Source organism: Nostoc linckia z4 (assembly GCF_002608075.1).
Classification (GTDB): Bacteria; Cyanobacteriota; Cyanobacteriia; order Cyanobacteriales; family Nostocaceae; genus Nostoc; species Nostoc linckia.
In genome coordinates, this window is sequence record NZ_LAHA01000006.1 from 52,591 (window position 1) to 78,555 (window position 25,965).

The following is a 25,965-nucleotide window of genomic DNA, read 5'->3' on the forward strand; positions in this document are numbered from 1 at the left end:
TGCCGAATCTAGTCTTCATGATCTTCAAAAGGATCGCTCAACTGCTTACTGGGAGGGCCAAAAGATGTATAAATTCCATAGCCTGTAATGGCAATCAAAACAGCAGCTACAGAAATGCTAAGAACTATTGCAGGTTCCATAATTTTAAGATTGATTATGAGTGCTATTCTTATAGAATATTACAGAAGATTAAAAAAAGCTTGGGCAAGTAATCTTAGGTGAACTATGGCACAAAGGACTAGGTTGGGAGATATCCTGAGACCACTGAACTCTGAGTATGGGAAAGTGGCACCAGGTTGGGGTACTACCCCTGTAATGGCTGTTTTTATTTTGCTGTTTTTTGTGTTTCTGCTGATTATTCTGCAACTTTACAATAAAACAATCTTGATTCAGGATGTGAATGTTGATTGGCGGAGTTTAGGACGCTAATTGATACACACTTATCTGATTTGGATCGCGAATGAACTCACACCCGGCTAGTCCGGGTTTTTTTGTCAGTAAGAAGTCAGGAGTCAGAATTCAGGAGTCAGAATTCAGGAGTCAGGAGTCAGAATTCAGAAGTCAGAAGTCAGAAGTCAGAATTCAGGAGTCATATCATGTTCGGATAATTACTTATGATAAAAGTAAGGATGAGAACTAAGAAGTATGCCAAAAAGAATCAGTATAGCCATGCATTTATAGCAGTCCGATTTGATTAATAAACTCGTCAATACCAGATTATATGGTTACTAGCACAAGGAAAACAGACGGAAGAAGTAGAGGAAGTAACAGGCTACATTGGCTTGTGGTCAATTTGGCAGACCTCCAGCTTGAAAAATCTGTTGAGCAGTTAAATTTAATTCGGGAAATGTAGGCGATTGTATGCAGTCTGTACCTCTAAATTGTTTTCCTCTATATTCACCTTCATCACTTAAATAATAAATTGTAATTGTTGGCTGTTTGGGGTCGCCTATCAACTCTTTGCTACCCAAACCTGCATAATCCACAATCCAATATTCTTGAATACCCATTTCTTCATAATCAGCAAACTTTTTATGATAATCATCTCTCCAGTTAGTACTGACTACTTCAATCACTAATGGTATTGATTCTGGTTTACTAAGGATTGATTGTTTTTCCCATAGTGGTTCATTGCCCAAGTTTGAAAAATTCATTAATAAAACATCTGGATAGTACCCTGACGTTTTATTTCCTGGTTTCACTGTAGCGGTTTTAGGTATACCGTAAAAAAGTTTAAGGCGAAGGCATTCATAACCTAAAATAACTGTTAAAAAAGCTACAATTAGCTCGTGCTTACCTGATGGTGGCGGCATTTGAATAATATCTCCATCATGTAATTCATATCGAATATTTTCTGGTTGTGTTTCTAAAAATTCTAAAAATTCATTAAATGTAAATAGTTTTTGTAGAGATTGTGTCATGGTTGGTAACTTCCTAGTTCATCTTTATTACTTGCTAGTCTTAGACCTCGTTTTGTTGCTTGACACTGTTGTTCGCCTGGTGGCTCAACTCGCTGATGTTCTAGTTTTTCCGTTTCATAGGTTGTTCTTAGCGATTTTGGCTAGCAGAGAGTGAATTTAGACATAGATGCAAACCGAACAGTTGCTCAACTCTACATACAGCAAATTTCAAGTAAATGAAGTACACCGATAGGGGCGCATAGCTATGCGCCCCTACGATTATCTGTACCTCACCAAGGTACAATATGCTGTAAATACTTGGTTCACTACACTAGACTCAATCTTTAATTGTCAGTGACATAAGACATCACTTTCTCGTGGGGCGATCGCTTTCTATAATAGGCGATTATTGAGTAGACTACATAAATATGTAAGTCTATATAGTGGTTTTAGGATTTATCGGAGATAAAAAAATGAATATATTTGGTATCGGTCTACCAGAAATGGCTGTAATTATGGTAGTAGCACTGTTAATCTTTGGCCCAAAGAAGTTACCAGAGATTGGCCGCAGCGTCGGCAAAACAATTCGCAGCTTTCAAGAAGCTTCTAAGGAATTTCAAAGTGAGTTTCAAAAAGAAGCCGAACAATTAGAAGAAGCTGTAAAAACTACCGCAGAATTGGAACCCAAGCAAATCGAGCCTGCTAAATCACAGCACGACGCTGCTAATTCTTCACAAGTTGGCTAGAAAAAACATAACTATTTTGGATTTTGTAGTTATTGGACATTGGACATTGGGCAAACAGGGCATTGGCCAAACAGGGCATTGGGAACAAGCAGTTCTTGGCAGAGGGGAAGATTTTCTCCCCAGCTCCCCAGTCTCCTCATCTCCCCATGCCCCATGCCCTATGCCCCATGCCCCTAAAATTGATTGATTGTACCAAAATGACAGAAGCTGTTACGCAACCAGCTTTGGTGATTCCCCAGCTAATTGTCGGGTTGGGGAATCCAGAAAGCAAATATGACCAAACACGCCATAATATTGGCTTTGCTGCTGTGGAAGCTCTCTGTAGTGCTTGGGGCATTACCTTAGCAGAAAATCGCAAGTTTCAAGGAGAGTACGGTGAGGGTATGGCACCAGGTGGAGGAAAAATTCGCTTGCTCAAGCCCTTGACTTATATGAATCGTTCGGGACAAGCTATACAATCAGTGACGAGTTGGTATAAATTACCGCCTGAGTCGGTGTTGATAATTTATGACGATATGGATTTACCTTTGGGAAAGACTCGTTTGCGCTTGTCTGGTTCTGCTGGGGGACATAATGGAATGAAAAGTGCGATCGCACATCTGAACACTCAAAATTTTCCCCGTTTGCGAATCGGTATTGGTAAACCCAAAGATGCAGCTAATAAAGATGATTCGGATACTATCTCCCATGTACTAGGGCGATTTTCTGCTAGCGAAAATCAACTGATGTCTCTCGTACTTCAGTTCGTGGTTGATTGTGTAGAACTAACCCTAAAACAGGGAGTAGAAAAAGCGATGAATGTTTGTAATAGTCGTACTATTAGTAACTCTGAGTCTTGATGACTGGTGACTGATGACTGATGACTGATGACTGGAAAATCAGGATTTATCTCCCTTGTCTTCCTTGTCTCCCTCATCTCCCGGTTGGTGAGCGTACTTCGACTCCGCTCAGTACAAGTTCGCGTAGCGTCTCGTAGAGAAGTCGAACCTCATCCCCCTCATCCCCTCCCATCTCCCAGGCTGCTTATTTTGGTTGATGGGCAGCAATTTTAGCTTGCTCCATCCAACCAATATAAAGCTCCTATACACTCTGTGTATAAGTAAACTGACTCATCGACACCGAAACAAATCGGTGAGGTACATCTTAATTTTTGTAAGAATAATGGCGATGGTGCCGTTGCCTGTTGTAGGTTATTACCTCAAGCAACGTCAGTACCAAAGCAAATAGGTTTATTTAAAACGTCTTTTGCGTCTAGCTGCCACTGCCTTACGTTTGCGTTTTTCCAACGGTGTTTCAAAGTGCCGATGATATTTTACGTCAGCCAATATGCCAGCTTTGGATACCTGGCGTTTAAATCGACGTAAAGCTGAATCTATTCCTTCGTTCTCTCCTAGAACAACCTGGGTCATTCTTGCCTTGTCCTCATAATCAATAGTTTCCATTGTAATAGTAGCCTCAACCTTAGTAAAACCCCCTGAACAAAGCTATGATTAGGAGGCTGTTCTCCTGGTTGAGAACTGAAATTAACATTTAGCTACAAGTTTAATCTAATTCAGGTGGTTGATTGTTGAGTGTTAACTATTGACTGTTGAGTGTTGACGGTTCACAGTTGACAGTAGCAATGGAATTTTTACTTGCAAGTCCCTGAGCATAACTTTTTTGTTTTAATTTAATCGTGAAGTTTGGGGACTAAAGCCTTGTTAATTTTGACTTCTGGATTCTGGATTTTGATACTCAGTTGCCCTCAAAGAGAATACTCTCACTTCCAACTCCCAGCCTGAGTAGTATTTAAAAGTGAATTCTGCCTTCATTAAATAATTTATATCCCACTGCTAATGCAGTGAAAGCAACTAATAAATTCCATAAGCTAGTGGATCTAAAAATTACTCCACCACTCAAGAAAACTAGCACTACACCAACGCCTAACAATATCCATCCCAAATTGCTAGCTTCTCTGTGAAAAAACACTAGTGTAAAAGTACCAGCCATCATTGCTAAAACTGAGGCTGTAGCAGGTAAGCTCCGGGAAAAAGAATAGTAACCTGCCACAAATATGATGTTTTGAGTAAAAAAATATAATCCTGTAAAAAGTAATATTAAACCTATAAGTTTGATCCACAGTCTGCCCATAGTATTTGTATATGATTTTTATGTGGCTGAACCTAATTTTATTCGGACTCATACTGGAGTTTTGAAATTAGTAATAAAATTTACGTAAAATTATTTTAATTTTTGTTCACGTATATTTACTTAGATTGTTTCGGCTGTGTGGAGGTGCTGGTGTAAGTAAAGCTGATTACAGAAAGTACTTCTTGCCAGGGTGCGATCGAGGTGCTTTAATAGCGATCGCATTCCGCAAAAGTTTCATACATACAAGACACCAAGCAACTCGATATTAGATATTGCTGGTGATGTTCATAAAATTACAGACTCAAAACATTTAACTCAAAGGTATGACAAGCTAGTAGCATATCCTTGACACTAAATTCTCCCAAACAGCTAAATAGGAGCATATATGGAGCCAATCATTGCTATAGTCCTAGCCCTTATAGGTTATGCCTTAGGTTCTGCCAAACTGATTAATCAAGGTAGTGAAGCTTTAGTGGAACGCCTGGGACGGTATCATCGCAAACTTAAACCAGGGCTAAACTTTATTGTTCCCTTGGTGGATCAAATTGTCATGGAAGATACCACGCGAGAGCAATATATCGACATCAAGCCCCAAAATGTAATTACCAAAGATAATATTTACGTAGAAGTAGATGCGATTGTATACTGGCGGATTATAGATATTGAGAAAAGCTTTTACGCTATTGAAGATCTCCAAGGAGCATTGGTGCAGCTGGCCACAACCACGTTGCGAGAAATCATTGCTCAAAACACCCTTGAGCAAACCAACGTCTCTAGAGCGGAGATGGATACAGCTATCTTAAATCAGTTGAATGAAATCACAGCAGATTGGGGAGTACAAATTCTGCGGTTAGATCTTCAAAGAATTACTTTACCTGAGAGTGTACGTAAATCTAGGGAAGATGAGCAAGCTGCTGAAATCAAAAAACGGGCACTAATTACGGAAGCGGAAGGACAAAAAGAAGCCGCCATTCGCAAAGCAGAAGGAACTATGACTTCAGTAGAAATCATTGCTAAAGCCTTACGTTCTAATCCAGAAAGTAAGGAAATTCTGCGGTATCTGGTGGCTCAAGATTACGTCAAAGCCAGCCAACAACTAGGCGAGAGCAATAATGCCAAAATTGTCTTTGTCGATCCGGCTAACTCCACAGAGATGTTTCAGGAGTTAATTGCTGAGTCAGTGAATAACGAAGATCGCCCCCAAAAATCAGAAAACGGAACTACTTAAGGGAAGTGGGAGTTGCTGAGTGTTAATTGTTGACTGTTGACTGCCAACAGTGGAATATTTTTGATTTGGAATTTCCAAAGAGCAACTTGATTGGCGGTGTTTTCTTTTGCTATTCCCTACTCCCCACTCCCTGTATTTGTTAACAGTCACCTTGTGCGGTTCGTCGGAATATTGCATCAGCTACCAAAGAAACATCGCGCATTTGTTGGACATCGTGAACCCGGAGGATATCAGCTCCATTTGCGATCGCAGCACAACAAGCTGCTGCGGTTCCCCAAACTCGCGCTTTGGGATCTGGTTGATTGAGAATCTTACCAATAAAGCTTTTACGAGACGCTCCTATTAAAATAGGACAGTCTAATGCCCACAGCGATGGCAATCGCTGAAAAATTTCTAAATTTTGCTCATAATTCTTCGCAAAACCAATACCAGGATCGATAATCACTTTATTTGCATCGATTCCCACAGCAGTTGCAGCCGCAATTTGCTTTTGCAAAAAACTCAAAATCTCTGCCATCAAATCCTGATAATCAGTCATCTGTTGCATGGTTTGTGGCGTTCCTCGGATGTGCATTAAGATAATCGGGACGCCTAAATCGGCTACTGTTGGCAACATTTCCGAATCAAAGCTACCCCCAGAAATATCATTAATCATATCTGCCCCAGCTTCTACAGAAGCCCTAGCCACAGCCCCACGGGTAGTATCCACAGAAATCGGTACTGAAATGGACGGTCTGACTACCTCTAATACAGATAGCACGCGGTGGAGTTCTTCTTCGAGAGTTATTTGCTTTGCCCCTGGTCGAGTTGATTGACCACCCACATCGATGATGTCAGCACCAGCAGCCACCAATGCTTGCGCCTGGACTAAAGCCGCAGAGGTAGTGTTAAACTCGCCCCCATCGCTAAAGCTATCAGGGGTGACATTCAAAATGCCCATCAAATAAGTCCGCTGTCCCCACTCAAAACAGCGTTCTCGAATTATCAAATTACTTGGCATAAAAAATCAGAACTCAGAACTCACAAGTCAGAATTCAGAATATTTCACTTAATAAAGTTAAAAATCGCAGCGAAGGCTGGCTTTGATATTAGCCTTTCCCATGCAGATAGCATGGGAAGGATAAAAGGCACATCAGACTGACTTATAGTTAACAATCCGAGCGAAACTCTCGGCTTCGAGACTTGCTCCTCCCACTAAAACGCCATCAATTTCTGGTTGAGCCATGATTTCATCAATATTATTTGGCTTGACTGAGCCGCCATATTGAATTGATACATTGGGATTGTTCAATTGGCTACGAATTAAGCCAATTATGCGATTAGCTTCTACAGCTTCACAAGTATCACCAGTGCCAATTGCCCAAATCGGTTCATAGGCTATCACCAAATTGTCCTGATCGATATCTACCAAGCCTTTGTCGAGTTGGAGACTAATCAGTGATTCGGTTTCTTTGTTATCTCGTTGTTCTTTGGTTTCGCCAACACAAAGAATCGGGGTTAAACCAAACCTTTGAGCTGTTCGCAGACGCAGATTAACAGTGGCGTCCGTTTCACCAAAGTATTGGCGTCGTTCGCTATGACCGACAATCACAAAGCGCACGCCAATTTCTATCAGCATCGGGGGAGAAATTTCACCAGTGTAGGCTCCATATTCTTCCCAATGGACATTTTGCGCCCCCAGTTGTACGCGACTACCATGTAAATTCCTAGACAAAACGCTGAGATTAGTGAAAGGAGGGCACAACAGTACTTCACGTTCTTCAGGCGTTTCCTGTAGGTGGGGCAGAAATCCTTGTAAAAACTCTTCGGACTCTGCCTGGGTTTTGTACATTTTCCAGTTACCGGCAATAACTATTTTTCGCACGGGTAATTTCGTCAAGATCCTAACGCTACTAGATGCATTTTTCAGTCTAGAACTTTTTGGGATGCAATCAGCATTTTAAACAAAAGCTTGACTGCTTTTATTGCTACACGCTTTTTGACAAGCTTGACCGGCTTACCGAATGATTTTTCAGTATCTAAGAATTTGCCCAACTCTTTTAACAGTGGGTTTGTAGGACGGTGGAGAGGTTTAGCTGTAATTATTAATACATTAATTAGCCATATATTGTCACCACCACTGAAACTTTACACAACTTTATAAAGTTAAGATGATTTATCGTTATTATCACGTTAGTTTTTAAAAGTAGGTGGGTAGTATAAATTACCGAAAAACCTGATTTTCCATATAGCTATGTTCAAAACTAAATTATCAGAATTCCGTGTTAAACCGGAATTTTATACCTTGAAATTAGCCGATCGCCATATTGCAGCGATGGCAGCTCTGATTTTAATTAGCTTGCTAAGTTCCTTGACTGGAACGCCTACTGTTCGAGCCATTTCTAACTATTGGGAAGGTTCCATCTGGGGAATAGCAGATCCAGTCATTAACTCAAAGTGCTTAGTTGGTATTATTACTATTGGCTTACTGTCATCTATATTTGTTCGTGGCGCTTTGATAGTTGGATATTTTGTCTTAGCAGTAATTTTGGGGATTATAATTCATTTATTGCAGATAAATTTACCAGGAATAGAAATAGCCATAGGTATTTCTACTATTTTCTTAGGTACAATGCTCATCAACGCAAATCAAGTAAACTTTATGTTACTTGCTTTGGTGAGTATTAGTGTTGGTTTCTTGCAGGGTTACATTCACGAACAATCTATTACTGTGTCAGGAATAATACCTGTAATTCCCTATATATTAGGTATTGCCTTAACTCAGTTTGCAGTTACCATGAGCGTTAGAGAAATTGGTAGTGCGATGGGTATGGGGGAAATCAACCGAATTGTACCTTGGAAAATTAGTATTGCTGGCTTTTGTTTGTGTGCGATCGCAATGGTGTTTTTGAGCAATTCAATTATCTAAATCAAGTCTTTTAGTTCAATACAATACAGTCATTGCTAGGGACGCATAGCTAACTGTGTGTCCTCATAGCCTGTTTGTAGTATTACTCAAACTTCATTGGCGAATACATATAGCGCTTTAAAGTCTCTTGGGGACTTTAAAGTAAAAAAAATATTCTATAGAAGACTGTTGACTGTTAACTTTGAACTGTCAACGCTTTAACCGGAATTATTTATTTTTTGCAGTTCCCTGAGTATCTGGGTTTTAGGATCGGTTTATGTCTTAAACTATGCTTCAACCGCCATACATATTTGTCTTGGAAGTGCATAGCCTTTTGACTAAAGAAAATTTAGACTAATTGATTTTGCCAGCAATGGTTATCAGCATAAATAAAAGGAATAAAATTAATATTCTGAGCAACCTTATCTGATTCTATACTGAAAGATGAAAGGTAAATTGCAATTCTCTAAACTGATAATTAGCACTGAGAACAACCTAATTTATCGCCTTTTAGCTATTGTTTGACGAAAAATTAAACAACAAATGTATAATTACTTCAACTTAATTGTATAAGTACTTAAACACAACATTAGATAGATGCATCAAACAACAAAATCACACATATTATCGAAATGATAATCTTAATCTCATGTTTGTACTGAAATTATTTATTTCAATTGAAATTAGGAATTTGACTAATATGCTGTCTCAAAATTAAGGTGTTAAACAAATGATTGCAACAGGAATTGAAGTAAAAATAAATCGTTTGGAATCTATTGTGGAACAAATTGGAGAAGCAGTACTTTCTACCACTGAGACAATCGAACGTCTCGCAGAAAGATTGGAGACTGTCAGCACACAACTTGAAGCACAAGGACAGCAGGTGCAACAACAAGGCTATCAAATTGTTGCTTTATGCGACGCAGTACAAACTCTCGCCGAATCTCAGCAAAATTCGCTGCAAAAACTCAACGAACTAACACATACTCTAGATAGATTTATGTATTTAATTCAAGGAGATGCTGGTTAACAATATAAAAGTAAAAAGAAGTTCGGATATATATCAAACTCTCAATTGAGTGACGGCGATATTGCCAGAAAAACATACATCGACATCACTACCAGGAGTGCGATCGCGTTTGCCATACTCTCCTACATAATAAAAATCATTACCCTCAATGCGATAATTGACGGGCAAAGGTTTGATACAGGGTTGGCAAAACACCATCTTAGGATCTGGTTCTCCCGGTTGTAAATGTGGCAAATTGACATTCCAAAAACATCCAGGTTCCAGGGGACGGTTGAGTAAATCTGCTAACACTTGAGTTGTGAATTTAGCAGCCAAATCCCAATCGAAGTTTTGCTTTGCTTTGCGATAATGAGAAATGGCAATTCCCGGAATACCGTGCATTGCAGCTTCTCGCACAGCAGCAACCGTACCGGATATGTAGACATCGACTCCTAGATTACCACCAGCGTTAATACCTGAAAGTACAAATTTGACATCTGGCGTAATTTGTGTTATAGCAATCCTCACACAATCAGCAGGAGTGCCAGCGATGGCATACTCAGTTTCAGAACGTCGTTGCAGGTTGATGGCACTAGTCGTAGTGACTTGATGTCCACAGCCAGACAGATGATTTACAGGAGCCGCAATAATAGCATTTTTGCCGTTGACAGCTTTTACCAAGGCTCGGATACCAGGAGCGTCAATACCATCATCATTAGTGAGAATTATAGTCATATATTTATTTAAGTAGCTTGGCGTAAATATTAGACTTCTAAGAGAAGTAGGGAAAAGGGGAAGGGCCCCCTCTGGGGAAAAGGGGCAGGGGAAAGGGGGAAAGGTTTGGTATTTTCGCTTTTCCCCAATAAAGATGTATCCCTTTGACCACAAGAGTGCAAAAAGCAATTGATTGCAAGAGGTCTATTTATCGTTGGCATCGGGCAAGACGTAGAAGGCTTTAGTTGTGGATACTAAAAAAATCTTGCTGATTCTACCAAAAATATTCAGAATACGATACAATTTCTAGATGGTTTGCAAATTCCGCCCTCAGCATTTGGGTTAACTCCCACAAGGGCGGTGTTTCTTGCAAGTAGCGAGTGTGTTAGGTCAAAGTTAATACTGATAGCCCACTCATAGAAAATTTGTACAATAAAAAATCCTGTAAAATATATATCTGCCAGTAGTAGCAGAAACATTCTATTGCAGAATACTCAGAACTAGATGATTTTTACAGCGGTTCTATAGTATTTTTGGTGCAAGCCCGTCTTAGAGTTAATACGATGAAACAGCTCATCAAGCAATTATTTACCAATAAAAAACATTTCATTCGGCTGATCTTACCAATAGTGACGGTTATTTTGTCAGCGTCGCTGTTTACCGCACCCGCTTTAGCCACGGGTGTCTATCAAATACCGAATCTGACATCAGGAAATGACACCTGGGTTTTAGATCAAGGTGAAGTCATCAGTCGTCTGAACGAAGGTAAGATTAGCAGCGCTTTGCAGGATTTGGCAAAGCAAACTGGTAAAGAAGTGAGAATCGTTACCATTCGCCACTTTGACTACGGCGAAACAGCCGAAAGCTTTACTAAAGAACTGTTTGAAAAATGGTTTCCCACAAAAGAAGCCCAAGCAAATCAAACTTTATTGGTTCTTGATACAGCGACCAACAATACCGCTATTATTACTGGCGATGGCGTTAAATCATTGCTCACAGACTCCATTACCGAGAGTGTAGCTAATGAAACTCTAAGTACGCCACTACGTAAAGGTAATAAATACAACCAAGCCTTTATTGATGCTAGCGATCGCCTCGTCGCCATCCTTTCAGGCAAACCAGATCCAGGGCCTCCCCAAATCGCTGAAAATGTTCAGGTAGAAGGTACTTTCAAGGACGCAGAAGAAACTAAAGCTGTCCAAGGTAGTGCTACAGCTTGGGTAATAGGATTATTAATTGCCGCCACCGTTATTCCAATGGCCACTTACTATATCTACCAAATCAATCAGCCATCATCTGATGGGTAATGGCAAAGTTTGGAGTTTGGAGTTTGGAGTTTGGAGTTTGGAGTTAAGAGTTTGGAGTTAAAAGTTAAGAGTTAAGAGTTAAGAGTTTGGAGTTTGGAGTTAGGAGTTAGGAGTTTAGAATTTGAAGTTAGCAGTCGTGAATTTCTAAGTTTTAACATCTAATTCCTAATTGTTAACTTCTAACTCATAATTCCTTATTTCTCACTCATAACTCTTCCCTTCTCACTAATAACTTCTAATTCATAACTTCTAACTCCTCACTCATAACTCCTCACTTCTAACTTCTAACTCCTAACTTCTAACTCCTAACTCCTAACTCTTAACTCATAACTCCTAACTCCTAACTCCTCACTTTTCACTCTTATTAATCTTGAACATATTCTTGTTCTGTAATTAAAGCGACTTCAGCCCGGACAAATTCTCGGCCTAAATAAGCTGCATGATTTAATTGAGTGACTGGGGAAGGCTGAGTTTCTTCAAAGATTTTTACGCAAAGTTCTTTGGCTGTTCTGCCACTAAAAACTGTGGTGTGAGTTCGTTCTACCTTTTCTCGTGCAGGAATTACCTTTCCTGTTTCTGGATCGACTGCTAAACCGCGTTCATCAATAACATTTGTAAAATGCTTGGCATAAATTAACTCTGCGTCTCTATCCAAGTAAATGATGAAATATCCACCGGGATCGAGGTCAATATGACGCTGAGAAAGTCGATCGTCAATTGCTGCTAAATCTTTAACCATTAAATCTGTGAGCATTATCAAAGGCAAATTTTTTCTTAAGAGTTTTTACACTCTATCTCAAGTGTAATTCTTTGTTTACCCTCTGAGTTGTAAATGGGGAGTAGGGAATAGGGAAGAATAAACTATTGGGCTTTTAAATTGCATGGTTACCTGTTAAGTTAGTTGACTGTTTAGTGTTGACTAGACTTCTTGCATAAGTCGGGAAAAGGGGAAGGTGGGGCCCCCTCTGGGGATAAGGGGCAGGGGGAAAGGGTAAAGGTTTTGTATTGTCCCCTTCCCCTTTAACCTTTTCCCTTTTCCCAACTCTTGCAAAAAACACTTTTGCAAGAGGTCTACTGTTTACGGTTAACTGTCAACCATCAACAATCAACATCAAAAAAATTCCCATATACTGAGTTTTCGATGTTTAGGAATCTCCACGATTACTAAATGGCAACTCTGCATTAATCGCCTCAATCTCCTGTTGTTCGAGTTGATTTACTTCTTTAATATAGGGGCGGAGAATTTGTCCTAAACGATTATTGTAAAAGCGGTGCAGACTGTGATTGGGCATGGCGGGGAAGCCACGCCGTTTTTTATGGCGTCCACCAGCGCCAGGGTCAAAAATTTGGATGTTGTTAGCGATCGCCCACTCAATCGGTGCATAATAACAAGCATCAAAATGCAGACAATCTATTTCTTGAAAACTTCCCCAATACCTGCCATAGAGTTTGTCTTCTTTAAACAAACAAAAGGACATTCCTAAAGGATAAGAATTATCTTCTTCGCTATATGCGGCAAAAAACAAAACTCGATGGCGATAATCAGTCTCTAGTTGTTCAAAAAACCTCTGTGTCAGGTATTTGCTACCCCACCAGCCAAATTTATCACAGGTGTCTGTATAAAACTCATACATCAAACGAAAGCAAGATGAAGGAATGCGATCCCCAGTTAATGGTTGCAATCGTAAACCTGCTTTTTCCACAGCTTTCCGTTCGCGTTTGATATTGCGACGTTGATTAGCATTAAATACTTGCAAATAGTCATCAAAAGTTTTAAAACCAGAATTTTCCCAAATGAAGCTGTGGTGCAACCAACTCGTAAAACCATGCCGTTCTAACATCGGCCGCCATTGGGGATCGACAAAGAGAAAATGACAACCAGAGATGCGATTTTTAGCGCAGAAAGTGTCAATTTCATGCACAATTATCGCTGTAATTTCTTCTTCATCTTCTCCTGGGGCAATTAAAAACCGATAACCCTCAGCGGGGGTAAATGGTGTCATTCCCAGCAGTTTGGGATAATAGCGTATGCCAATGCGATCGCTTAACTCTGCCCATTGATGATCGAAGACAAACTCACCAGAACTATGTCCTTTGAGATAAAGAGGGGCCGCAGCAATCAGTGTTCTGTCTCGCCACAACGTCAAATGATTGGGCAACCAACCAGTTTTAGGTGTAGCACTGTGGGAAGTTTCAAGATTATTCAGCCACTCCCACTCTAAAAATGGTGTTTTGAGTGGTACAGCCAAAGCATTCCAGGCATCTTGCGGTACTTCGGCGATTTTGTCCGTCCAAAGAACAGAATAGCGGGGTTTGAGTTGTTCCACCATTGTGTCAGTTGTTAAGAGAGTAGGGCATGGGGCATTGGGTATGGGGCATTGGGTATGAGAAGAGGACAAGGGAAGGGGGACAAGGAGGACAAGGTAGCAATCTTTGTCCCTTGTCTCCCCGATCTCCCCATCTCCCCATACCCCATGCCCCATTCCCCATACCCAATTCCTTAATTAGCCTAATCTAAGAAAGCTCATCGTTGCAGGCGATAGTGCAAAAATACTTCTTGCTCGACTGTATTAACTTCTATAAGCTGCAATTTGGGAGCTAAATCAGATAAAAATCCTTGTCCGTCTACCGGTGTGGGTGCGTCAGTACCGCCTAAAATCAATGGACAAACAGTCAACCATAATTCATCGATTAAATCTAATTGCAGTAAGGAAGCTACCAATTGACCGCCACCTAAAACCACTAAGCGTGTTATATGTAGAGTGGCTAGATGCTTCAAAGCTGTGGAAATATCAATTTCTCCCGTTGGTGTTTCAAAAACCAGAATCCGCTCAAATTTTGGAGTATACTCCTTTGCTGAGGTTTGGGAGATGCCATTTTGCCGTGGTTTTGAGAGTTCTTGTAAGTGCCACCCTTCTGGGGAACCAGTGCCATTTTCCTCTTTCTTCAGTTCAGGCAAGTGGTCTGTAAGTGTATTTTCGCATTGATTCCAGGAAGCTGCTCCCGCCATCGTCGTCAATAACCAGCGTTGAACTGGTTGCTTAAAAAAGCTAATTTCCGGATTGAGGTTTCCAGAATGTGTAATCACTATATGAATTGGCTGGAGGGGTTTAACCCCTTGTGCCCGACATTGCAATAAGTTCGGATCTGATATTGTAAGTGTTGTTCCGTAGGCACTTAGAGTACCAGCACCGAATAAAACGGCATCAGAGGCAGCGATTTGTTTTTCTAAGTGCGCTTTATCAGCCCTTGAACCAAACCGAGCAGGCGATCGCCTATAATCTGCTATCTTGCCATCTGCACTCATCGCTAAAACAACTGTAGTATGAGGACGATGTTGCAGCATTCAATTACTTTCACAATTTTCGTGTTTTGCTTTAAAGTGTGTAGGTGGAAAAAAATTCCTCCCTACAAACTACTATTTCACTATTTAAACCGCGTCTACTTTGAAACCCTGAATTTTTTTCAAAATCAAGTTTTATCTCCCAATTGTAGACTCTTTCTCGTTCTTGGTTTCCCGTTCGCTGTTCACTTTTGAAAAACTCCTCTTCTCAACTTGAATGAAGTTTAACTACTGTATTCATATGCAACATAAATCGTTTTTAAATCCACCGTATATAACTTTTGGTATACTAGGTTTCTTTTTCAACTATAACAATTTGTTATTTTTAAACATTGAAAATAAAGTTATGATAACATGATGAAATGTCTCATTTAGCCGATCTAAGTTGCATATCTTTGCTTTTACGGTTTGCAGATGCAAAGTGAGACAGTCGATGACTAATTCCCGCCAATCATCCTTTCGCCGAATTTTAGTAACGAGAATATTGCTTTTATTCGTCCCAGTTTTGCTTGTAGGTGAAATTGTGGCTTTGAATAAAGCACGTACTAGCCTATTGGCAACTGCCCGTCAGAATTTAACAGAAAGCGCTATTAGTAAAGCTGAGAAAACTGTAGATGCCATCACTCTATTAAAAGCGCATTTGCTCAGTGTCAGTAAAACCACAGTAATTCCCTCAAACTTGCCCATAAATGAAGAGGAAGAAATTCTCAAGCAACTAAGGCAACGACTCCCAGCAAGTATTGAGTGCGTCCAATTAACAGAAGTCGTCAATCAGAAAATAATTGCCAGTGATTGCGGCGATGAAGTAATTGGAGAATTAAAATTTCCTTTGCCTAATGACGGAGTTGATGTTAAAGCAGTCTTTCCGCCAAAATCAGGAATGACTGGTAAAAGAAACAGTCAAAATCAGCTGCAATTAGTCTTATCTGCACCAGTTAGCGATCGCCGAACAAATTTAGTTTACAGTTTAAGTATTAAATCAAGACTCTATCAACAAACCAAAAATCGGCCGGGATCGCTTACAGGTGCAATGGTAGTGATTGCCGAAGATGGTACAATTTTGGCGCATCCATTAACAGGTTGGGTAGGAACTAATATCGAACAGCATTCAAATGCTTCCCAACTCAAAAGCATAATCAAAAATGCAATTGCTGGACGCAACGATTCCATAAATTTATCATTTAAGGAACAAGACAAAGAACAAGAATTAGTAGCTGGCTATACAGCGATCCCTAATCCACTCAGTCAACAACAACAGCAAAAATGGATAATTTTAGCTGTCACCACAGTTGATAATGCCCTTTTTGGTTTAGAAGAAATCAAACTCATCCTCATTGTTTTAACAGTTGGTTTAATAGGTGCAAGTTTATTAGCATCTTTATATCTAGCTCCTTACTTGGCAAGTCCTGTAGAAGAATTACGAGATTACGCTCTCAATATTCACTCTCACCACGCTGCACAACCAGTTCCTCGCAACTTCAAAATCCGAGAATTTGACCAACTAGCTCAAGCACTAGACCAAATGGTGCAACGGCTAAAAGCTGGGTCAGAAGAACTAGAAACCGCTTGGAAAGAAGCAAAAAGCGCTAACCAAGTTAAAAGTCAGTTTTTGGCTACAACTTCCCACGAATTGAGAAACCCATTGAATATTATTATTAACTGTATTCGCTTGGTTGCAGATGGTTTATGTGATGACCGAGAAGAAGAACTAGAGTTTCTCAAACGTGCAGATGAAACAGCAATTCACCTGCTAGGAATTATTAATGATTTACTCGATATTTCTAAAATTGAAGCGGGGAAACTTTCAGTAGTTACAGCACCTCTTGACTTACGACAATTATTACTAGAGGTGATTAACTTACAATCAGTTAATGTTCAACAAAAAGGCTTGCAATTGAAATGTGAGTTAGGTACTGAACCGATACCAATTAACGCAGATGCAGTAAAACTCAAGCAGGTGTTAATTAATGTTATCGGTAACGCCACCAAATTCACTGACAGTGGAAGCATTACCATCACTACAGACATTGAATATAGTAATGGTAAATCTCAAGCAGTAGTGTTTGTTAAAGATACAGGTATAGGTATCGATCCCGCACAACAGCACAAATTATTTCGCCCCTTTGTAATGGTGAATGGCGTAACCACACGTCAGTATGAAGGTACTGGACTGGGGCTAGCAATTTCACGTAACTTAATCGAACTCATGGGAGGTACCATCACTCTTGAAAGTGTGGGACTTCATCAAGGTACAACAGTCAAGATTACCTTACCTTTGATTGATATTTCTCTGTTACCTATTTCTCACAAACAAGGAAATGCAGGCGATATTGGATTTTCCTCTGGAAACGAGGGGGTAAAGGTAGGCCGTCAACCTCATCCACAGGAGTCAGAAAGAGTTGTAGCAGTGGGGAGCAGCAAAACCCAGAAAGTACAGACAAACAAAAATAACTCCCCAAACCTTCAGCAGCTACCTGGTAAAGAGATTTATCAAATTAGTCTTTCACCCCAGCAAACTATCCTGCTCAGTCTCCCAAAAGGAGGGGTTTATGCAAATGGGACTTCTCAAAGGTGAGACAATTTTAGATTTTGGATACTTCGACAGGCTCAGTACAAGTTTTGGATTTTGGATTTGTTTGGCCCTATCTGCTGGCGTTAGGCTATTTAGTCATTCTCCTTGGCTATTGGTTGAGAAAAACAACTTTACCGTCTTCTTTAAGAGATACCGTCAAAGCTGCAAGGATTTCTACTAACTGCGTCCCGACCCAGCCAGAAGAAATTTCTGAGGGGGTATTGTTAAGAATAGAGACAACAAAGCGATCGCAAACCCGTTGTAAAGGTTCTCCTGGTTCTAATTCCAGCATCACCTGACTTTGATTCACAGGAATAAATTGGTTACCTTGTTGTTCAAACTCCCCATGTAGCAGGGTTAGAGGTGAAGATAGTGACAATTCATCAAAAATTAAACTACCACGACTGCCTACAATCCCCAATCGTCGCTGCTTATCGGGATTGAGCCAGCACAAGTGAATATAAGCTTGAAAGTTATCTGGGTATGTCAGTGTTATCCATACTAAGTCAGCTAGTCCTTGGGACGGAGACACGGAGACACCGAGAGAAGTCACAGCCCCGGCTTGGGACGGAGACACGGAGACACGGGGACGCGGTGAGGAAGTTGGAGTATTCTCTACCAGACGCTGCGCGTTCGCGAAGCGTTCCGCAGGAAAGGCGGTTTCCGTCGAGTCCAAACTTCCGAACTCGAAGGGGGACGCACAGAGTAATTTTTCTGTGTCCCCGCTTCTCCCACTGTCCGCGTCTTCCCCCACTGCTCCCTGTAGCCATACCATACCCTTTGCCTGTACTTTCACAGGGGATTGACCCAACCAAGTGTTAAAAATAGCAATATCGTGAATCGCTAAGTCCCATAAAGCATCAACATCTTGGCGCACAGGGCCTAAATGGGTGCGGGTAGCGTAGCCATAGCGCAAATCCCCTAATTTACCGGCTTGAACTACAGTTTGTCCCCGCTCAACTGCTGGGTGGAATAAATAGGTGTGGTCAACCATCAGTATTAAATTATGCTGCTCTGCTAACTGGCAAAGCTCCCGGCATTCTGCTGGGTCGAGAGTTAGGGGTTTTTCTGCCAAAACATGGTATCCCTGTTGCAGAGCGTCTTGAATTAAAGCATAGTGAGTGCTAGCTGGAGTAGCGATCGCCACTGCTGTCAGCCCTGGCACTTGCTTCAAATCCTGCCATTGTGTTGTTAATATTACATCCTCATTTAAATTAAACTGCTGTTTTACCCCTGTCAATCTTTCTGGATGCGGGTCTACCACAGCAATCACACTGACGGATGGATGTGCTAAAAAATTTCGTAATAAATGCACACCCCAACGCCCAACTCCGATAACAGCGATTTTAATTTGATTTGTCATTTTTTATTTAGTCATTAGTTATTAGTCATTGGGTGTGGGGGATGTTGACTGTTGACTGATGACCAGGGACACTCAGAGTTATTATTCTTCCATGCCCCATGCCCCATGCCCCATGCCCCATGCCCAATAACAACCATCTGAATTATTAATTTAATTCAAATCTTTTGAGTTCAGGGTTTTTCCTGATTTGTAATTGCTAAAAAAGCTACTTTAGCTGCTGCTTGTTCGGCGGTTTTGATTGAGCGTCCTTTACCTTGTCCGAGCATGTTTCCGTGTAGCCAGACTTCAGCAACGAAACGTTCTTGGTTGCGGTGGGGTTGATTGACTTCTACAACTCGGTATTCTGGTAAAACTTTAAATTGTGCCTGTGTCCATTCTTGTAGAGCAGCTTTGTAATTAAGCCTAGCTGGATCGAGGCGAATTTCTGCGGCTAGTTGTTGAAAGTGGGGATCTAGCCAAGGGCGAATCAGTTCTAGATTTTGAGTACTTAAGTAAAGCGCACCCAAAACTGCTTCAAAAGCATCAGCTAGTCGTGACTCTTGACCAACTTTATCAGCCGTAGCACTGCCAGCAACTAGCAAATATAGCTCCAAACCATATTCTCTAGCTAATTGGGCGAGAATGCGATCGCTCACCAACACCGAACGAATTGCCGCAAAATCCCCCACTGGACAATCTGGGTAATTTTCCCACAACACCACAGCTGACACTAGCCTTACCACTGCGTCACCAACAAACTCCAACTGTTCATAATTTGCTGAGTCAGAAACAGTGGGATGAGTTAGCGCTAAGTCCAATAGTTGCCATTTGATTGGTGCTTGTGCAGACAAACCAAATTTTTTGACTAAGCTTTCGAGTTGTCGTTGACGGCGTGGATAAACTAGGGTCATCAGTTCTTAGTCAAGAGTGATTAGTGATTAGTTATTGCTCATTGATAAATCAAGAGAAAATCCGTAATCAGTAGGCTAATGTCCAGATTAATGATATTACAAGCATTCGAGATTACTTTTTTTCAAAAGTACAAATTAATCGTATATCTTGAGCGATCGAATGGTGCTACAAGTAATATATGTAGTACGTTTTTGGTACAAATTAGCTATTAATCAGTTTACTCAAAATTGCTCTAGCCTGTATGTGTCTAGCTTGATGTTGTCTCAAAAAGTCTGCAACTAATACCAATTATCGAAAATCAAGCAACAGATACAAACCCGGCAACATAGCAAAGCTTTCATACTGTATCCATTTACCAGTTTTATTAAGATAAGTTACAAAAAATTATTCTTTAAGTAACTTAACTACAAGCTAGAGTTAATACAAGTTAAGCCCAATTTATACATACTGATGTTTAGCTACTAATTTACGCCTGATGTGAATCAAAAAATACTATGTTCCCATAAGTGTTTCGAGCCATTACTATGGCAATAAATTTTCTAAATTTAATTATTAAAAATTATTCTCCTAATATCTGCTTTCTTAAAAAATCACTTTTTTCTTGAGATAATCGGTAAATTGTAGGTTCTGCTTTTCCAATTATATGACCTTGTACATAACTAATATTTAGATTTTTCAGTTGATTTAGTGTAACTGGTGAATTTTCATCTAATCCTTCAACAATTATACTTGCTGGATTTAATGGATTAGTTATTGAAACTATTTGTTGAACAAATTTAATAATAACATCAACTGTTTGATGATAGAGAATTTCACGGTCAATTTTTATATAAGGTGGATTAAGTCCTGCTAATCGAGAAACTGACGCATAACCAACTCCAAAATCATCAATGCCAAATTTGATTTTTAGTTCCTGAACATATTTAGCCAATATAATTCTAAATGTATCTAAAGGAGATTTAAGTTTAATTCCATCCTGATACATTGGCAAATCAACTTTTTCAGAAATTTCTAAAATTAGTTTTCTAGCTGGAATCTGATTGCTTATTCCCTCTTTAACAATCTCACGAACAGTTTTAAAATAGGCTGTTCGCATTAGAGACTCTGGATACACATTCACTGATAGAGGAAGTATTTCATGAGATCTACTTTGTTTTGCTTGAATCAATGCTTGTCTATAGCTATTAGCTGCAAGATTAAGAAGAAATTGGTCTAACTCAATTGTAAATTTACGTCCCCATAGTTCAGCAGCATAGAATAGATCAACAGGAGCAGTCAAGCTATCTGGATCGCGAGCAAGAGCTTCCCAACCACTAATTGAAAATGTATCTAAATCAAGAATAGGTTCAAAATATATAATAATTTTGGATAAACGATCGCAAAAAAGATTAAACCTTTTTTCATAGAAAGAAAAGGGAACAAAACCATAACTTTTCTTTAAATTATCAAGAATTGCTGCTTCAACTCTTGAAGGATGTAAATACAAGTCCTGGCTAGCTATATAGAAAGTCGATATGATTGTACAGTAAGCATCACTAAGTAAATAAGAATCTTTTAATAAACCACAAACTAATATAAATTCATTATCTAAAGTATCTAAAGGTATCAATATAAAAGCTTTAGATACTGATTCTTGTTCATCATAATGAATTCTATAAATTCCTTTACGATCGACACTAAAGATAGAACTAATGGGAATATTAGAAAGAATTTTGTGTTTGAGAATATCTGCATAAACATTATCATCAATAATCTGGCTGAAATTGCTTTGTGCTTTTACAGCCCAACTATTTTGATTTTTGGTGCGATGTATTAAAAACACTAAGTCTGCGTCTGAAGTTTGTCTAATAACTTCAAGAATATAGCTTTGAACTGTGGCTACTTTATCTTCAGTCTTACTAAATAAACCTTTAACAGAATATTCTCCTAATCGTTCAGCTAATCTACTAATAAAAGATTCAAAAGGTTCTAATAAGCTTGGGATAGGATTATAATATCTAGTATTACTTGTATTTTTATAATCTTCTAATTTAATTTCTCCTATATGAATTTTGGGCTGAATTGTTTCTAAAACTGGAACAGGCATAGATTTTGCTTTCGCTAATATAATTTCAAAGCCCTTATCTCTTAAGACAATGATTTTAGGAGTCATATTAGGAAGAACTTCTTGTATTTTGCTAGTAGCATACTCATGAAGCTCTAATATTGATACTTGTCCATCATTATTAAGATCGCCTGCTCCTGTTTCTATACCTTCTACTAAATAATTTGTGTATACAGATAGCTCTAAGTTTTGCTGTTCAAAAGAATACTCAGTAGAGCTGGAAGATGTCAGAACTACTCGTCCTTCTGAACCTAGTTGTCCTTGTAAATCAACGGAATTATCATTCTTAGCAGATAGAATTGGATCAAAGGCTCCACTAAAACAGCAGTCGAGTATGATTATCTGCCTCTTAGCACGGCTACGTTTCATTACTTCATGAATAAAGTTTGCAGGGACAGCAGTTGACCGTATTAATTCTCCCTTTGAGTTTTTCTTTGTTGTGCGAGTTGCAAAGTACAAATGACCGCTGTCATCCTTAATACCATGCCCAGAAAAATACAAAAGTATTAAATCTTCTTTAGTTCGCTCTGAGAAAAGTGCTTCAATTTCGTACTGCATTGTTTGAGGGTCAGGATTCTTTAGACTTTTTAGCTCATCAAAATCCCCCATGTCAGGGTCTTGCAAAACCCGACGCAATGCTTCAATATCTTTCACCGCTGCTGGAAGAGGATTTAACCCAGGTTCATATTCATCGACTCCAATTAGCAATGCTATTTTTGCCATTCTAATATCTCTATCTTGTAGTAAAACTTTTAAAAATTATTTTTTATTTTTCATAACACTTTTATTTATCTGCTATGAATTCTTGAGCAGCTTTAATAGCTAGTTCTAGTTCTTCTCGACTATGAGCAGATACTTTCAATTTTTTACCGTTTGCTTCTACCTCTAGCTGAATAGACTTTCCACCGAGACGATCGCCTAGAAAACTGAATAATTTCTTTGTATTCTCTATATTGAATTCTGCTGTTAACATTCCTAGTAAAAAACCACCTAAAGCTTTATTGCCTTCTGGAGGATTAGGATCGTATACACGAGCAACATTTTCTATTTCATCCATCTCTTTCAGTTCAGTTATAAACCATTGAACTTGCTCATCTTGCTCTCCAGGTTCTAAATTTGGATCGTTGAAATTGAATGTAAGTCTTACATTAGATTTGTTTGCCATTCTTTTTTGCCTTATGCAGTTAACCTGTAAGCCTCATCTACGTAATTGTTTTTTTTTGCACGTTACAAGTCATTAATATTACCTCCTAAATAAGGACATCAAAAAATTTGCAACAAATATTAATTCAGATTTGCCCATTATTCAAGTAAAATTTCTACCGCCACTAGAGGTGTTAGTCATATTATTGGCGGACACAAAGAAATAAGAGTTTCAGAGAGTTTTTGCGTAAGTCCTAACAAAATGGGTACAAAAAAAATAATGGAGTACAAACCGAAAAAGTTTGATACTCCATTTTGAAGGAAAGAGCAGCACATAAGCCGGGTTCTGTTCTCTTGCGAGGGCAGTTATCTATCTGGGACGCCTGTTACCAGACGCCTCTAGCGGCTCTTGTTGAGCGGAACTGGTAAAAGACCAACCGTAGTTCCTTCGGCCTTGCTCCCAACCGGGGTTTACCGAGCCAGCACCTCTCGATGCTGCTGGTGCGCTCTTACCGCACCTTTGCACCCTTACCAAACAATTTTGGATTTTGGATTTTGGATTTTAGATTCAATCCAAAATTTAAAATCTAAAATCTAAAATTGATTGGCGGTATCTTTCTGTGGCACTATCCTCACGATCGCTCGCACTGGACGTTATCCAGCAAGTTTGGTCTTTCGGGAGTCCGGACTTTCCTCAAACCAGTGATTATCACCGATCTGCAACCGCCTGCGTCTACTCTCTCCCTACCTCCAGTGTAATCTTGGATGGCATATTGTGTTAAATTAGTAAACCTATTTCAGTGGCAATTTGACGTTGAGTGATGACTGATAACTGATGACTGTTGAGTAAGTGCAATAGCTTATTAACATGTTGAGAAAACTGATTAATTCTAGCAATGGCATAAATAAAGATGCCTTTTTAGCCTGTCAACCGTCAACCATCAACCATCAACCATCAACAACTTATTACTTCTTCTTGTTCCAAGGTAGTGCATAAGTCCAAGGCAATTTTCTGACTGTGAAAGGACAGTTGATAATGCTAATAGGAGGAAAATTGACACCGGGAGCTAAACCTACACGCACCTCAGATACTCTTAATACTAGTTGTAGGGAAAAGTCTAATTCTTTTCTTCTATTTATAAAGTCGTTGTACAATTTTTTTTGCCCTTTTTGCAGTCCATTGATATCAATGAGTGGTTTGTTAGCTGAGTAGGTGCCATTTTCTTGGCGCTGCAAAACATCTTCTGCTGTGACTGTCTCAGAAAGTGTCTTTTTGGGGGCAATCAAGCTAGGGCTTTGGGGTACAGCTAAATCGCGGGTTAAGTCTGGTGATTTGCGAATTACTCGGCGCGATTGTTTGCTATGTTCAACTACTAAAGAACTGTTGTCCCAATCAACGTATACAGCAATATTTTCAGATTTATTTTCAATACTCAGTCCTAAATCTTTCAGGTCGTCAATGGCGTATGAGGATTTGAATTTAAAGGAAACACCAATTTTGTCGTCGAGATTTTGCTCTTTTAGCTGGTCGTCAACAACTCCTTTTTTAAATTCAAATTTAACTTGGTCGTCGATGGATTCAACCATGCGGTTAAAAACATAGGAAACAACAATAATATAAATGGTCAAAATTATTAAATTCTGGTCGCTACTCCTCATATTTTTAAAATATTAACTCCCACAATAATGAATGTATATTCGATTCAGCGATCGCCTGCAATCTTAATCACGCTTAACTGGTACAGAATTTTGTAGCCATCCTCGCTGCCAAAAAAACCATAAAAGACAAACTGAGATGGCCACCATAACTGCTAAACATGCCGGGTAACCCCAGTACCAATTTAATTCAGGCATATTATATGGCGATTTCTCGGTATTGAAATTCATACCATATATTCCGGCAACAAAAGTCAATGGAATAAAAATTGACGAAACCACTGTCAACACTTTCATGATTTCATTCATTTTGTTGCTCACTGCTGAAAGATATACATCCATGAGTCCAGATGCTAGTTCTCGGTAAGTTTCCACCATATCCATTACTTGTACAGCATGGTCGTAACAATCTCGCAGGTAAATTCCCACCTCTTCACTAATTAAATCACTACCATCACGAATTAAAGAATTAATTGCATCTCGCTGCGGCCAGATAGCACGACGTAATTGCAGTAATTCTCGCCTAATTTGATAAATATTTTGTAGTGTTTGCGGAGTCGGTTTAACTATCACTTCTTCTTCTAATTCTTCGATTCGCTCGCCATAAAGTTCCAGCACTGGAAAATAGCCATCAATAATGGCATCTAAGATAGCATAAGCTAAATAATCAGCTTTTTTAGTGCGAATGATGCCTTTGCTTTTTTCAATTCGCGATCGCACTGGTTCAAAACAATCATGTTCTGGTTCTTCTTGGACTGTCAGCAAATAATTTTTACCCAGGATCAAACTCACTTGTTCGCTATAAAAACCACATGTTTTTTCCTTGGGTACTACCATCCGAGAGATGAAAATTAATTGGTCTTCATAATCCTCTGTTTTCGGACGCTCTGGTACATTGACTACATCTTCTAAAACCAGAGGATGTAAATTAAAAACTCTACCCAATCTTTGTAAGATATCTTGACTACCTAAACCTTGTACGTCCACCCAAGAAACGCTTTCCATATCTAGATATGGCATACATTCCTCTGGAGTTGATATTTGTTCGCGAATACAATTCGTCTGGTTGTAATCAATCAAGAAAATTATTGGCGGTGGAGCATCTGCATCAATAAAAATCGTTCCTGGCAGAGTTCCTGGTTGGTGGTGAAACTCATCTTCAAATGCCTTTGTTACTACTTTTAGAGCGCGGTGCAATTTTCGTGGCATGAAATATTACCTAATAGTCATTAGTCATTGGTCATTGCTCATTGGTGAATGAGAGGGGGCAAATGATATACACGTTATTTTATAAAAAGTAAAAAAAGGTGGTAAGTTACCAGCAATAGAGATAACATATTGCTTCTGAATCAGCAATGGTATAAAAAAACAGTTTGCCCTGGCAAGACAAACTGCTGCAACAAAAATATTAATCTTAAGAGCCAGCAAATTCTGGATTCTAAATTCTGAATTCTGGATTCTGGATTCTAAAT

Annotated in this window: 24 protein-coding genes and 1 other RNA gene; 8 read left to right on the plus strand and 17 right to left on the minus strand. The window is 39.4% G+C overall.

Annotation, left to right across the window (positions count from 1 at the left end):
• Nucleotides 1-8: 8 nt before the first annotated feature.
• Nucleotides 9-140 (minus strand): photosystem II reaction center protein PsbN, encoded by a 132-nt coding sequence (psbN, locus tag VF06_RS07780; RefSeq protein WP_096540744.1) that lies wholly within the window; start codon nucleotides 138-140, stop codon nucleotides 9-11.
• Between the two features lie 85 nt (nucleotides 141-225).
• Between psbN and psbH the strand changes: the two genes are divergently transcribed.
• Entirely contained in the window at nucleotides 226-429 is a 204-nt protein-coding gene (gene psbH, locus VF06_RS07785) for a photosystem II reaction center phosphoprotein PsbH (RefSeq protein ID WP_099067033.1), read from the plus strand.
• 359 nt (nucleotides 430-788) lie between these two features.
• On the opposite strand, the gene VF06_RS07790 is transcribed toward psbH, so the two are convergent.
• Entirely contained in the window at nucleotides 789-1,421 is a 633-nt protein-coding gene (locus tag VF06_RS07790; protein WP_099067032.1) for a Uma2 family endonuclease, read from the minus strand.
• Nucleotides 1,422-1,873: 452 nt separating this feature from the next.
• On the opposite strand from VF06_RS07790, the gene VF06_RS07795 reads away from it, so the two are divergent.
• A complete protein-coding gene (locus VF06_RS07795; protein WP_099067031.1) occupies nucleotides 1,874-2,146 on the plus strand; it encodes a TatA/E family twin arginine-targeting protein translocase in 273 nt (90 codons plus the stop codon).
• A gap of 197 nt (nucleotides 2,147-2,343) precedes the next feature.
• Nucleotides 2,344-2,985 carry an aminoacyl-tRNA hydrolase gene (gene pth / locus VF06_RS07800; RefSeq protein ID WP_099067069.1) on the plus strand — a complete coding sequence of 214 codons (642 nt, stop codon included), beginning with the start codon at nucleotides 2,344-2,346 and terminating at the stop codon, nucleotides 2,983-2,985.
• A gap of 390 nt (nucleotides 2,986-3,375) precedes the next feature.
• Here pth and rpsU read toward each other — a convergent pair whose 3' ends face one another.
• Nucleotides 3,376-3,555: a 30S ribosomal protein S21 gene (gene rpsU, locus VF06_RS07805; RefSeq protein WP_008226419.1), complete on the minus strand. Its 180-nt coding sequence runs from the start codon at nucleotides 3,553-3,555 to the stop codon at nucleotides 3,376-3,378.
• Between the two features lie 379 nt (nucleotides 3,556-3,934).
• Nucleotides 3,935-4,276 (minus strand): hypothetical protein, encoded by a 342-nt coding sequence (locus VF06_RS07810; RefSeq protein ID WP_099067030.1) that lies wholly within the window; start codon nucleotides 4,274-4,276, stop codon nucleotides 3,935-3,937.
• Nucleotides 4,277-4,661: 385 nt separating this feature from the next.
• Between VF06_RS07810 and VF06_RS07815 the strand changes: the two genes are divergently transcribed.
• Nucleotides 4,662-5,504 (plus strand): SPFH domain-containing protein, encoded by an 843-nt coding sequence (locus tag VF06_RS07815; RefSeq protein WP_099067029.1) that lies wholly within the window; start codon nucleotides 4,662-4,664, stop codon nucleotides 5,502-5,504.
• A 139-nt stretch (nucleotides 5,505-5,643) separates the two neighbouring features.
• On the opposite strand, the gene folP is transcribed toward VF06_RS07815, so the two are convergent.
• Both folP and tpiA read right to left on the minus strand, forming a co-directional pair.
• Nucleotides 5,644-6,504, minus strand: a complete 861-nt coding sequence (gene folP, locus VF06_RS07820; protein WP_099067028.1) for a dihydropteroate synthase — start codon at nucleotides 6,502-6,504, stop codon at nucleotides 5,644-5,646.
• Nucleotides 6,505-6,636: 132 nt separating this feature from the next.
• Nucleotides 6,637-7,368, minus strand: a complete 732-nt coding sequence (gene tpiA, locus VF06_RS07825; protein WP_099067027.1) for a triose-phosphate isomerase — start codon at nucleotides 7,366-7,368, stop codon at nucleotides 6,637-6,639.
• Between the two features lie 369 nt (nucleotides 7,369-7,737).
• On the opposite strand from tpiA, the gene VF06_RS07835 reads away from it, so the two are divergent.
• Nucleotides 7,738-8,412, plus strand: coding sequence for a HupE/UreJ family protein (locus tag VF06_RS07835; protein ID WP_099067026.1), 675 nt, complete (start codon nucleotides 7,738-7,740; stop codon nucleotides 8,410-8,412).
• A gap of 709 nt (nucleotides 8,413-9,121) precedes the next feature.
• Nucleotides 9,122-9,421, plus strand: coding sequence for a hypothetical protein (locus VF06_RS07840; protein ID WP_099067025.1), 300 nt, complete (start codon nucleotides 9,122-9,124; stop codon nucleotides 9,419-9,421).
• Between the two features lie 33 nt (nucleotides 9,422-9,454).
• On the opposite strand, the gene surE is transcribed toward VF06_RS07840, so the two are convergent.
• Nucleotides 9,455-10,135 carry a 5'/3'-nucleotidase SurE gene (gene surE / locus VF06_RS07845; RefSeq protein WP_099067024.1) on the minus strand — a complete coding sequence of 227 codons (681 nt, stop codon included), beginning with the start codon at nucleotides 10,133-10,135 and terminating at the stop codon, nucleotides 9,455-9,457.
• A 542-nt stretch (nucleotides 10,136-10,677) separates the two neighbouring features.
• Between surE and psb32 the strand changes: the two genes are divergently transcribed.
• The gene (psb32, locus tag VF06_RS07855; protein WP_099067022.1) at nucleotides 10,678-11,421 is read left to right on the plus strand and encodes a photosystem II repair protein Psb32; all 744 of its coding nucleotides are present in this window, start codon (nucleotides 10,678-10,680) and stop codon (nucleotides 11,419-11,421) included.
• A 364-nt stretch (nucleotides 11,422-11,785) separates the two neighbouring features.
• Here the strand turns inward: psb32 and VF06_RS07860 are convergent, their stop codons facing one another.
• The 3 genes from VF06_RS07860 to VF06_RS07870 all read right to left on the minus strand — a co-directional run bounded on the left by VF06_RS07860 (nucleotide 11,786) and on the right by VF06_RS07870 (nucleotide 14,767).
• Nucleotides 11,786-12,175 carry a DUF4346 domain-containing protein gene (locus tag VF06_RS07860; RefSeq protein WP_099067021.1) on the minus strand — a complete coding sequence of 130 codons (390 nt, stop codon included), beginning with the start codon at nucleotides 12,173-12,175 and terminating at the stop codon, nucleotides 11,786-11,788.
• A 391-nt stretch (nucleotides 12,176-12,566) separates the two neighbouring features.
• The gene (locus tag VF06_RS07865) at nucleotides 12,567-13,751 is read right to left on the minus strand and encodes a GNAT family N-acetyltransferase (RefSeq protein ID WP_099067020.1); all 1,185 of its coding nucleotides are present in this window, start codon (nucleotides 13,749-13,751) and stop codon (nucleotides 12,567-12,569) included.
• A gap of 194 nt (nucleotides 13,752-13,945) precedes the next feature.
• Nucleotides 13,946-14,767: a RibD family protein gene (locus VF06_RS07870; RefSeq protein ID WP_099067019.1), complete on the minus strand. Its 822-nt coding sequence runs from the start codon at nucleotides 14,765-14,767 to the stop codon at nucleotides 13,946-13,948.
• Between the two features lie 430 nt (nucleotides 14,768-15,197).
• Here VF06_RS07870 and VF06_RS07875 point away from each other — a divergent pair, with 430 nt between their 5' ends.
• Nucleotides 15,198-17,339 (plus strand): sensor histidine kinase, encoded by a 2,142-nt coding sequence (locus tag VF06_RS07875; protein WP_099067018.1) that lies wholly within the window; start codon nucleotides 15,198-15,200, stop codon nucleotides 17,337-17,339.
• Between the two features lie 106 nt (nucleotides 17,340-17,445).
• Here the strand turns inward: VF06_RS07875 and VF06_RS42485 are convergent, their stop codons facing one another.
• The 7 genes from VF06_RS42485 to corA all read right to left on the minus strand — a co-directional run bounded on the left by VF06_RS42485 (nucleotide 17,446) and on the right by corA (nucleotide 25,702).
• Nucleotides 17,446-18,699, minus strand: a complete 1,254-nt coding sequence (locus VF06_RS42485) for a Gfo/Idh/MocA family protein (RefSeq protein ID WP_244917941.1) — start codon at nucleotides 18,697-18,699, stop codon at nucleotides 17,446-17,448.
• A 170-nt stretch (nucleotides 18,700-18,869) separates the two neighbouring features.
• The gene (gene rnc, locus VF06_RS07890; RefSeq protein ID WP_099067017.1) at nucleotides 18,870-19,589 is read right to left on the minus strand and encodes a ribonuclease III; all 720 of its coding nucleotides are present in this window, start codon (nucleotides 19,587-19,589) and stop codon (nucleotides 18,870-18,872) included.
• A gap of 560 nt (nucleotides 19,590-20,149) precedes the next feature.
• Nucleotides 20,150-22,417, minus strand: a complete 2,268-nt coding sequence (locus VF06_RS07895) for a caspase, EACC1-associated type (protein WP_244917942.1) — start codon at nucleotides 22,415-22,417, stop codon at nucleotides 20,150-20,152.
• Nucleotides 22,418-22,478: 61 nt separating this feature from the next.
• Entirely contained in the window at nucleotides 22,479-22,859 is a 381-nt protein-coding gene (locus VF06_RS07905) for a hypothetical protein (protein WP_099067016.1), read from the minus strand.
• 298 nt (nucleotides 22,860-23,157) lie between these two features.
• Nucleotides 23,158-23,577, minus strand: an RNA gene (gene rnpB, locus VF06_RS07910) — RNase P RNA component class A.
• 226 nt (nucleotides 23,578-23,803) lie between these two features.
• Nucleotides 23,804-24,496 (minus strand): hypothetical protein, encoded by a 693-nt coding sequence (locus tag VF06_RS07915; protein WP_099067015.1) that lies wholly within the window; start codon nucleotides 24,494-24,496, stop codon nucleotides 23,804-23,806.
• A 63-nt stretch (nucleotides 24,497-24,559) separates the two neighbouring features.
• Complete coding sequence (gene corA, locus VF06_RS07920; protein WP_099067014.1) at nucleotides 24,560-25,702, minus strand: magnesium/cobalt transporter CorA; 1,143 nt, start codon at nucleotides 25,700-25,702, stop codon at nucleotides 24,560-24,562.
• Nucleotides 25,703-25,965 lie beyond the last annotated feature (263 nt).

Excerpts from the sequence above, each read along its gene's own strand:
- VF06_RS07875 (WP_099067018.1), top strand. The coding sequence starts at position 15,198 with ATGACTAATTCCCGCCAATCATCCTTTCGCCGAATTTTAGTAACGAGA.
- VF06_RS07795 (WP_099067031.1), top strand. The coding sequence starts at position 1,874 with ATGAATATATTTGGTATCGGTCTACCAGAAATGGCTGTAATTATGGTA.
- psb32 (WP_099067022.1), top strand. The coding sequence starts at position 10,678 with ATGAAACAGCTCATCAAGCAATTATTTACCAATAAAAAACATTTCATT.
- psbN (WP_096540744.1), bottom strand. The coding sequence starts at position 140 with ATGGAACCTGCAATAGTTCTTAGCATTTCTGTAGCTGCTGTTTTGATT.
- pth (WP_099067069.1), top strand. The coding sequence starts at position 2,344 with ATGACAGAAGCTGTTACGCAACCAGCTTTGGTGATTCCCCAGCTAATT.
- folP (WP_099067028.1), bottom strand. The coding sequence starts at position 6,504 with ATGCCAAGTAATTTGATAATTCGAGAACGCTGTTTTGAGTGGGGACAG.
- VF06_RS07810 (WP_099067030.1), bottom strand. The coding sequence starts at position 4,276 with ATGGGCAGACTGTGGATCAAACTTATAGGTTTAATATTACTTTTTACA.
- VF06_RS42485 (WP_244917941.1), bottom strand. The coding sequence starts at position 18,699 with ATGACAAATCAAATTAAAATCGCTGTTATCGGAGTTGGGCGTTGGGGT.
- VF06_RS07895 (WP_244917942.1), bottom strand. The coding sequence starts at position 22,417 with ATGGCAAAAATAGCATTGCTAATTGGAGTCGATGAATATGAACCTGGG.
- VF06_RS07790 (WP_099067032.1), bottom strand. The coding sequence starts at position 1,421 with ATGACACAATCTCTACAAAAACTATTTACATTTAATGAATTTTTAGAA.
- VF06_RS07865 (WP_099067020.1), bottom strand. The coding sequence starts at position 13,751 with ATGGTGGAACAACTCAAACCCCGCTATTCTGTTCTTTGGACGGACAAA.
- psbH (WP_099067033.1), top strand. The coding sequence starts at position 226 with ATGGCACAAAGGACTAGGTTGGGAGATATCCTGAGACCACTGAACTCT.
- VF06_RS07915 (WP_099067015.1), bottom strand. The coding sequence starts at position 24,496 with ATGAGGAGTAGCGACCAGAATTTAATAATTTTGACCATTTATATTATT.
- VF06_RS07840 (WP_099067025.1), top strand. The coding sequence starts at position 9,122 with ATGATTGCAACAGGAATTGAAGTAAAAATAAATCGTTTGGAATCTATT.
- VF06_RS07905 (WP_099067016.1), bottom strand. The coding sequence starts at position 22,859 with ATGGCAAACAAATCTAATGTAAGACTTACATTCAATTTCAACGATCCA.
- surE (WP_099067024.1), bottom strand. The coding sequence starts at position 10,135 with ATGACTATAATTCTCACTAATGATGATGGTATTGACGCTCCTGGTATC.
- VF06_RS07815 (WP_099067029.1), top strand. The coding sequence starts at position 4,662 with ATGGAGCCAATCATTGCTATAGTCCTAGCCCTTATAGGTTATGCCTTA.
- VF06_RS07860 (WP_099067021.1), bottom strand. The coding sequence starts at position 12,175 with ATGCTCACAGATTTAATGGTTAAAGATTTAGCAGCAATTGACGATCGA.
- corA (WP_099067014.1), bottom strand. The coding sequence starts at position 25,702 with ATGCCACGAAAATTGCACCGCGCTCTAAAAGTAGTAACAAAGGCATTT.
- rpsU (WP_008226419.1), bottom strand. The coding sequence starts at position 3,555 with ATGACCCAGGTTGTTCTAGGAGAGAACGAAGGAATAGATTCAGCTTTA.
- VF06_RS07870 (WP_099067019.1), bottom strand. The coding sequence starts at position 14,767 with ATGCTGCAACATCGTCCTCATACTACAGTTGTTTTAGCGATGAGTGCA.
- VF06_RS07835 (WP_099067026.1), top strand. The coding sequence starts at position 7,738 with ATGTTCAAAACTAAATTATCAGAATTCCGTGTTAAACCGGAATTTTAT.
- rnc (WP_099067017.1), bottom strand. The coding sequence starts at position 19,589 with ATGACCCTAGTTTATCCACGCCGTCAACGACAACTCGAAAGCTTAGTC.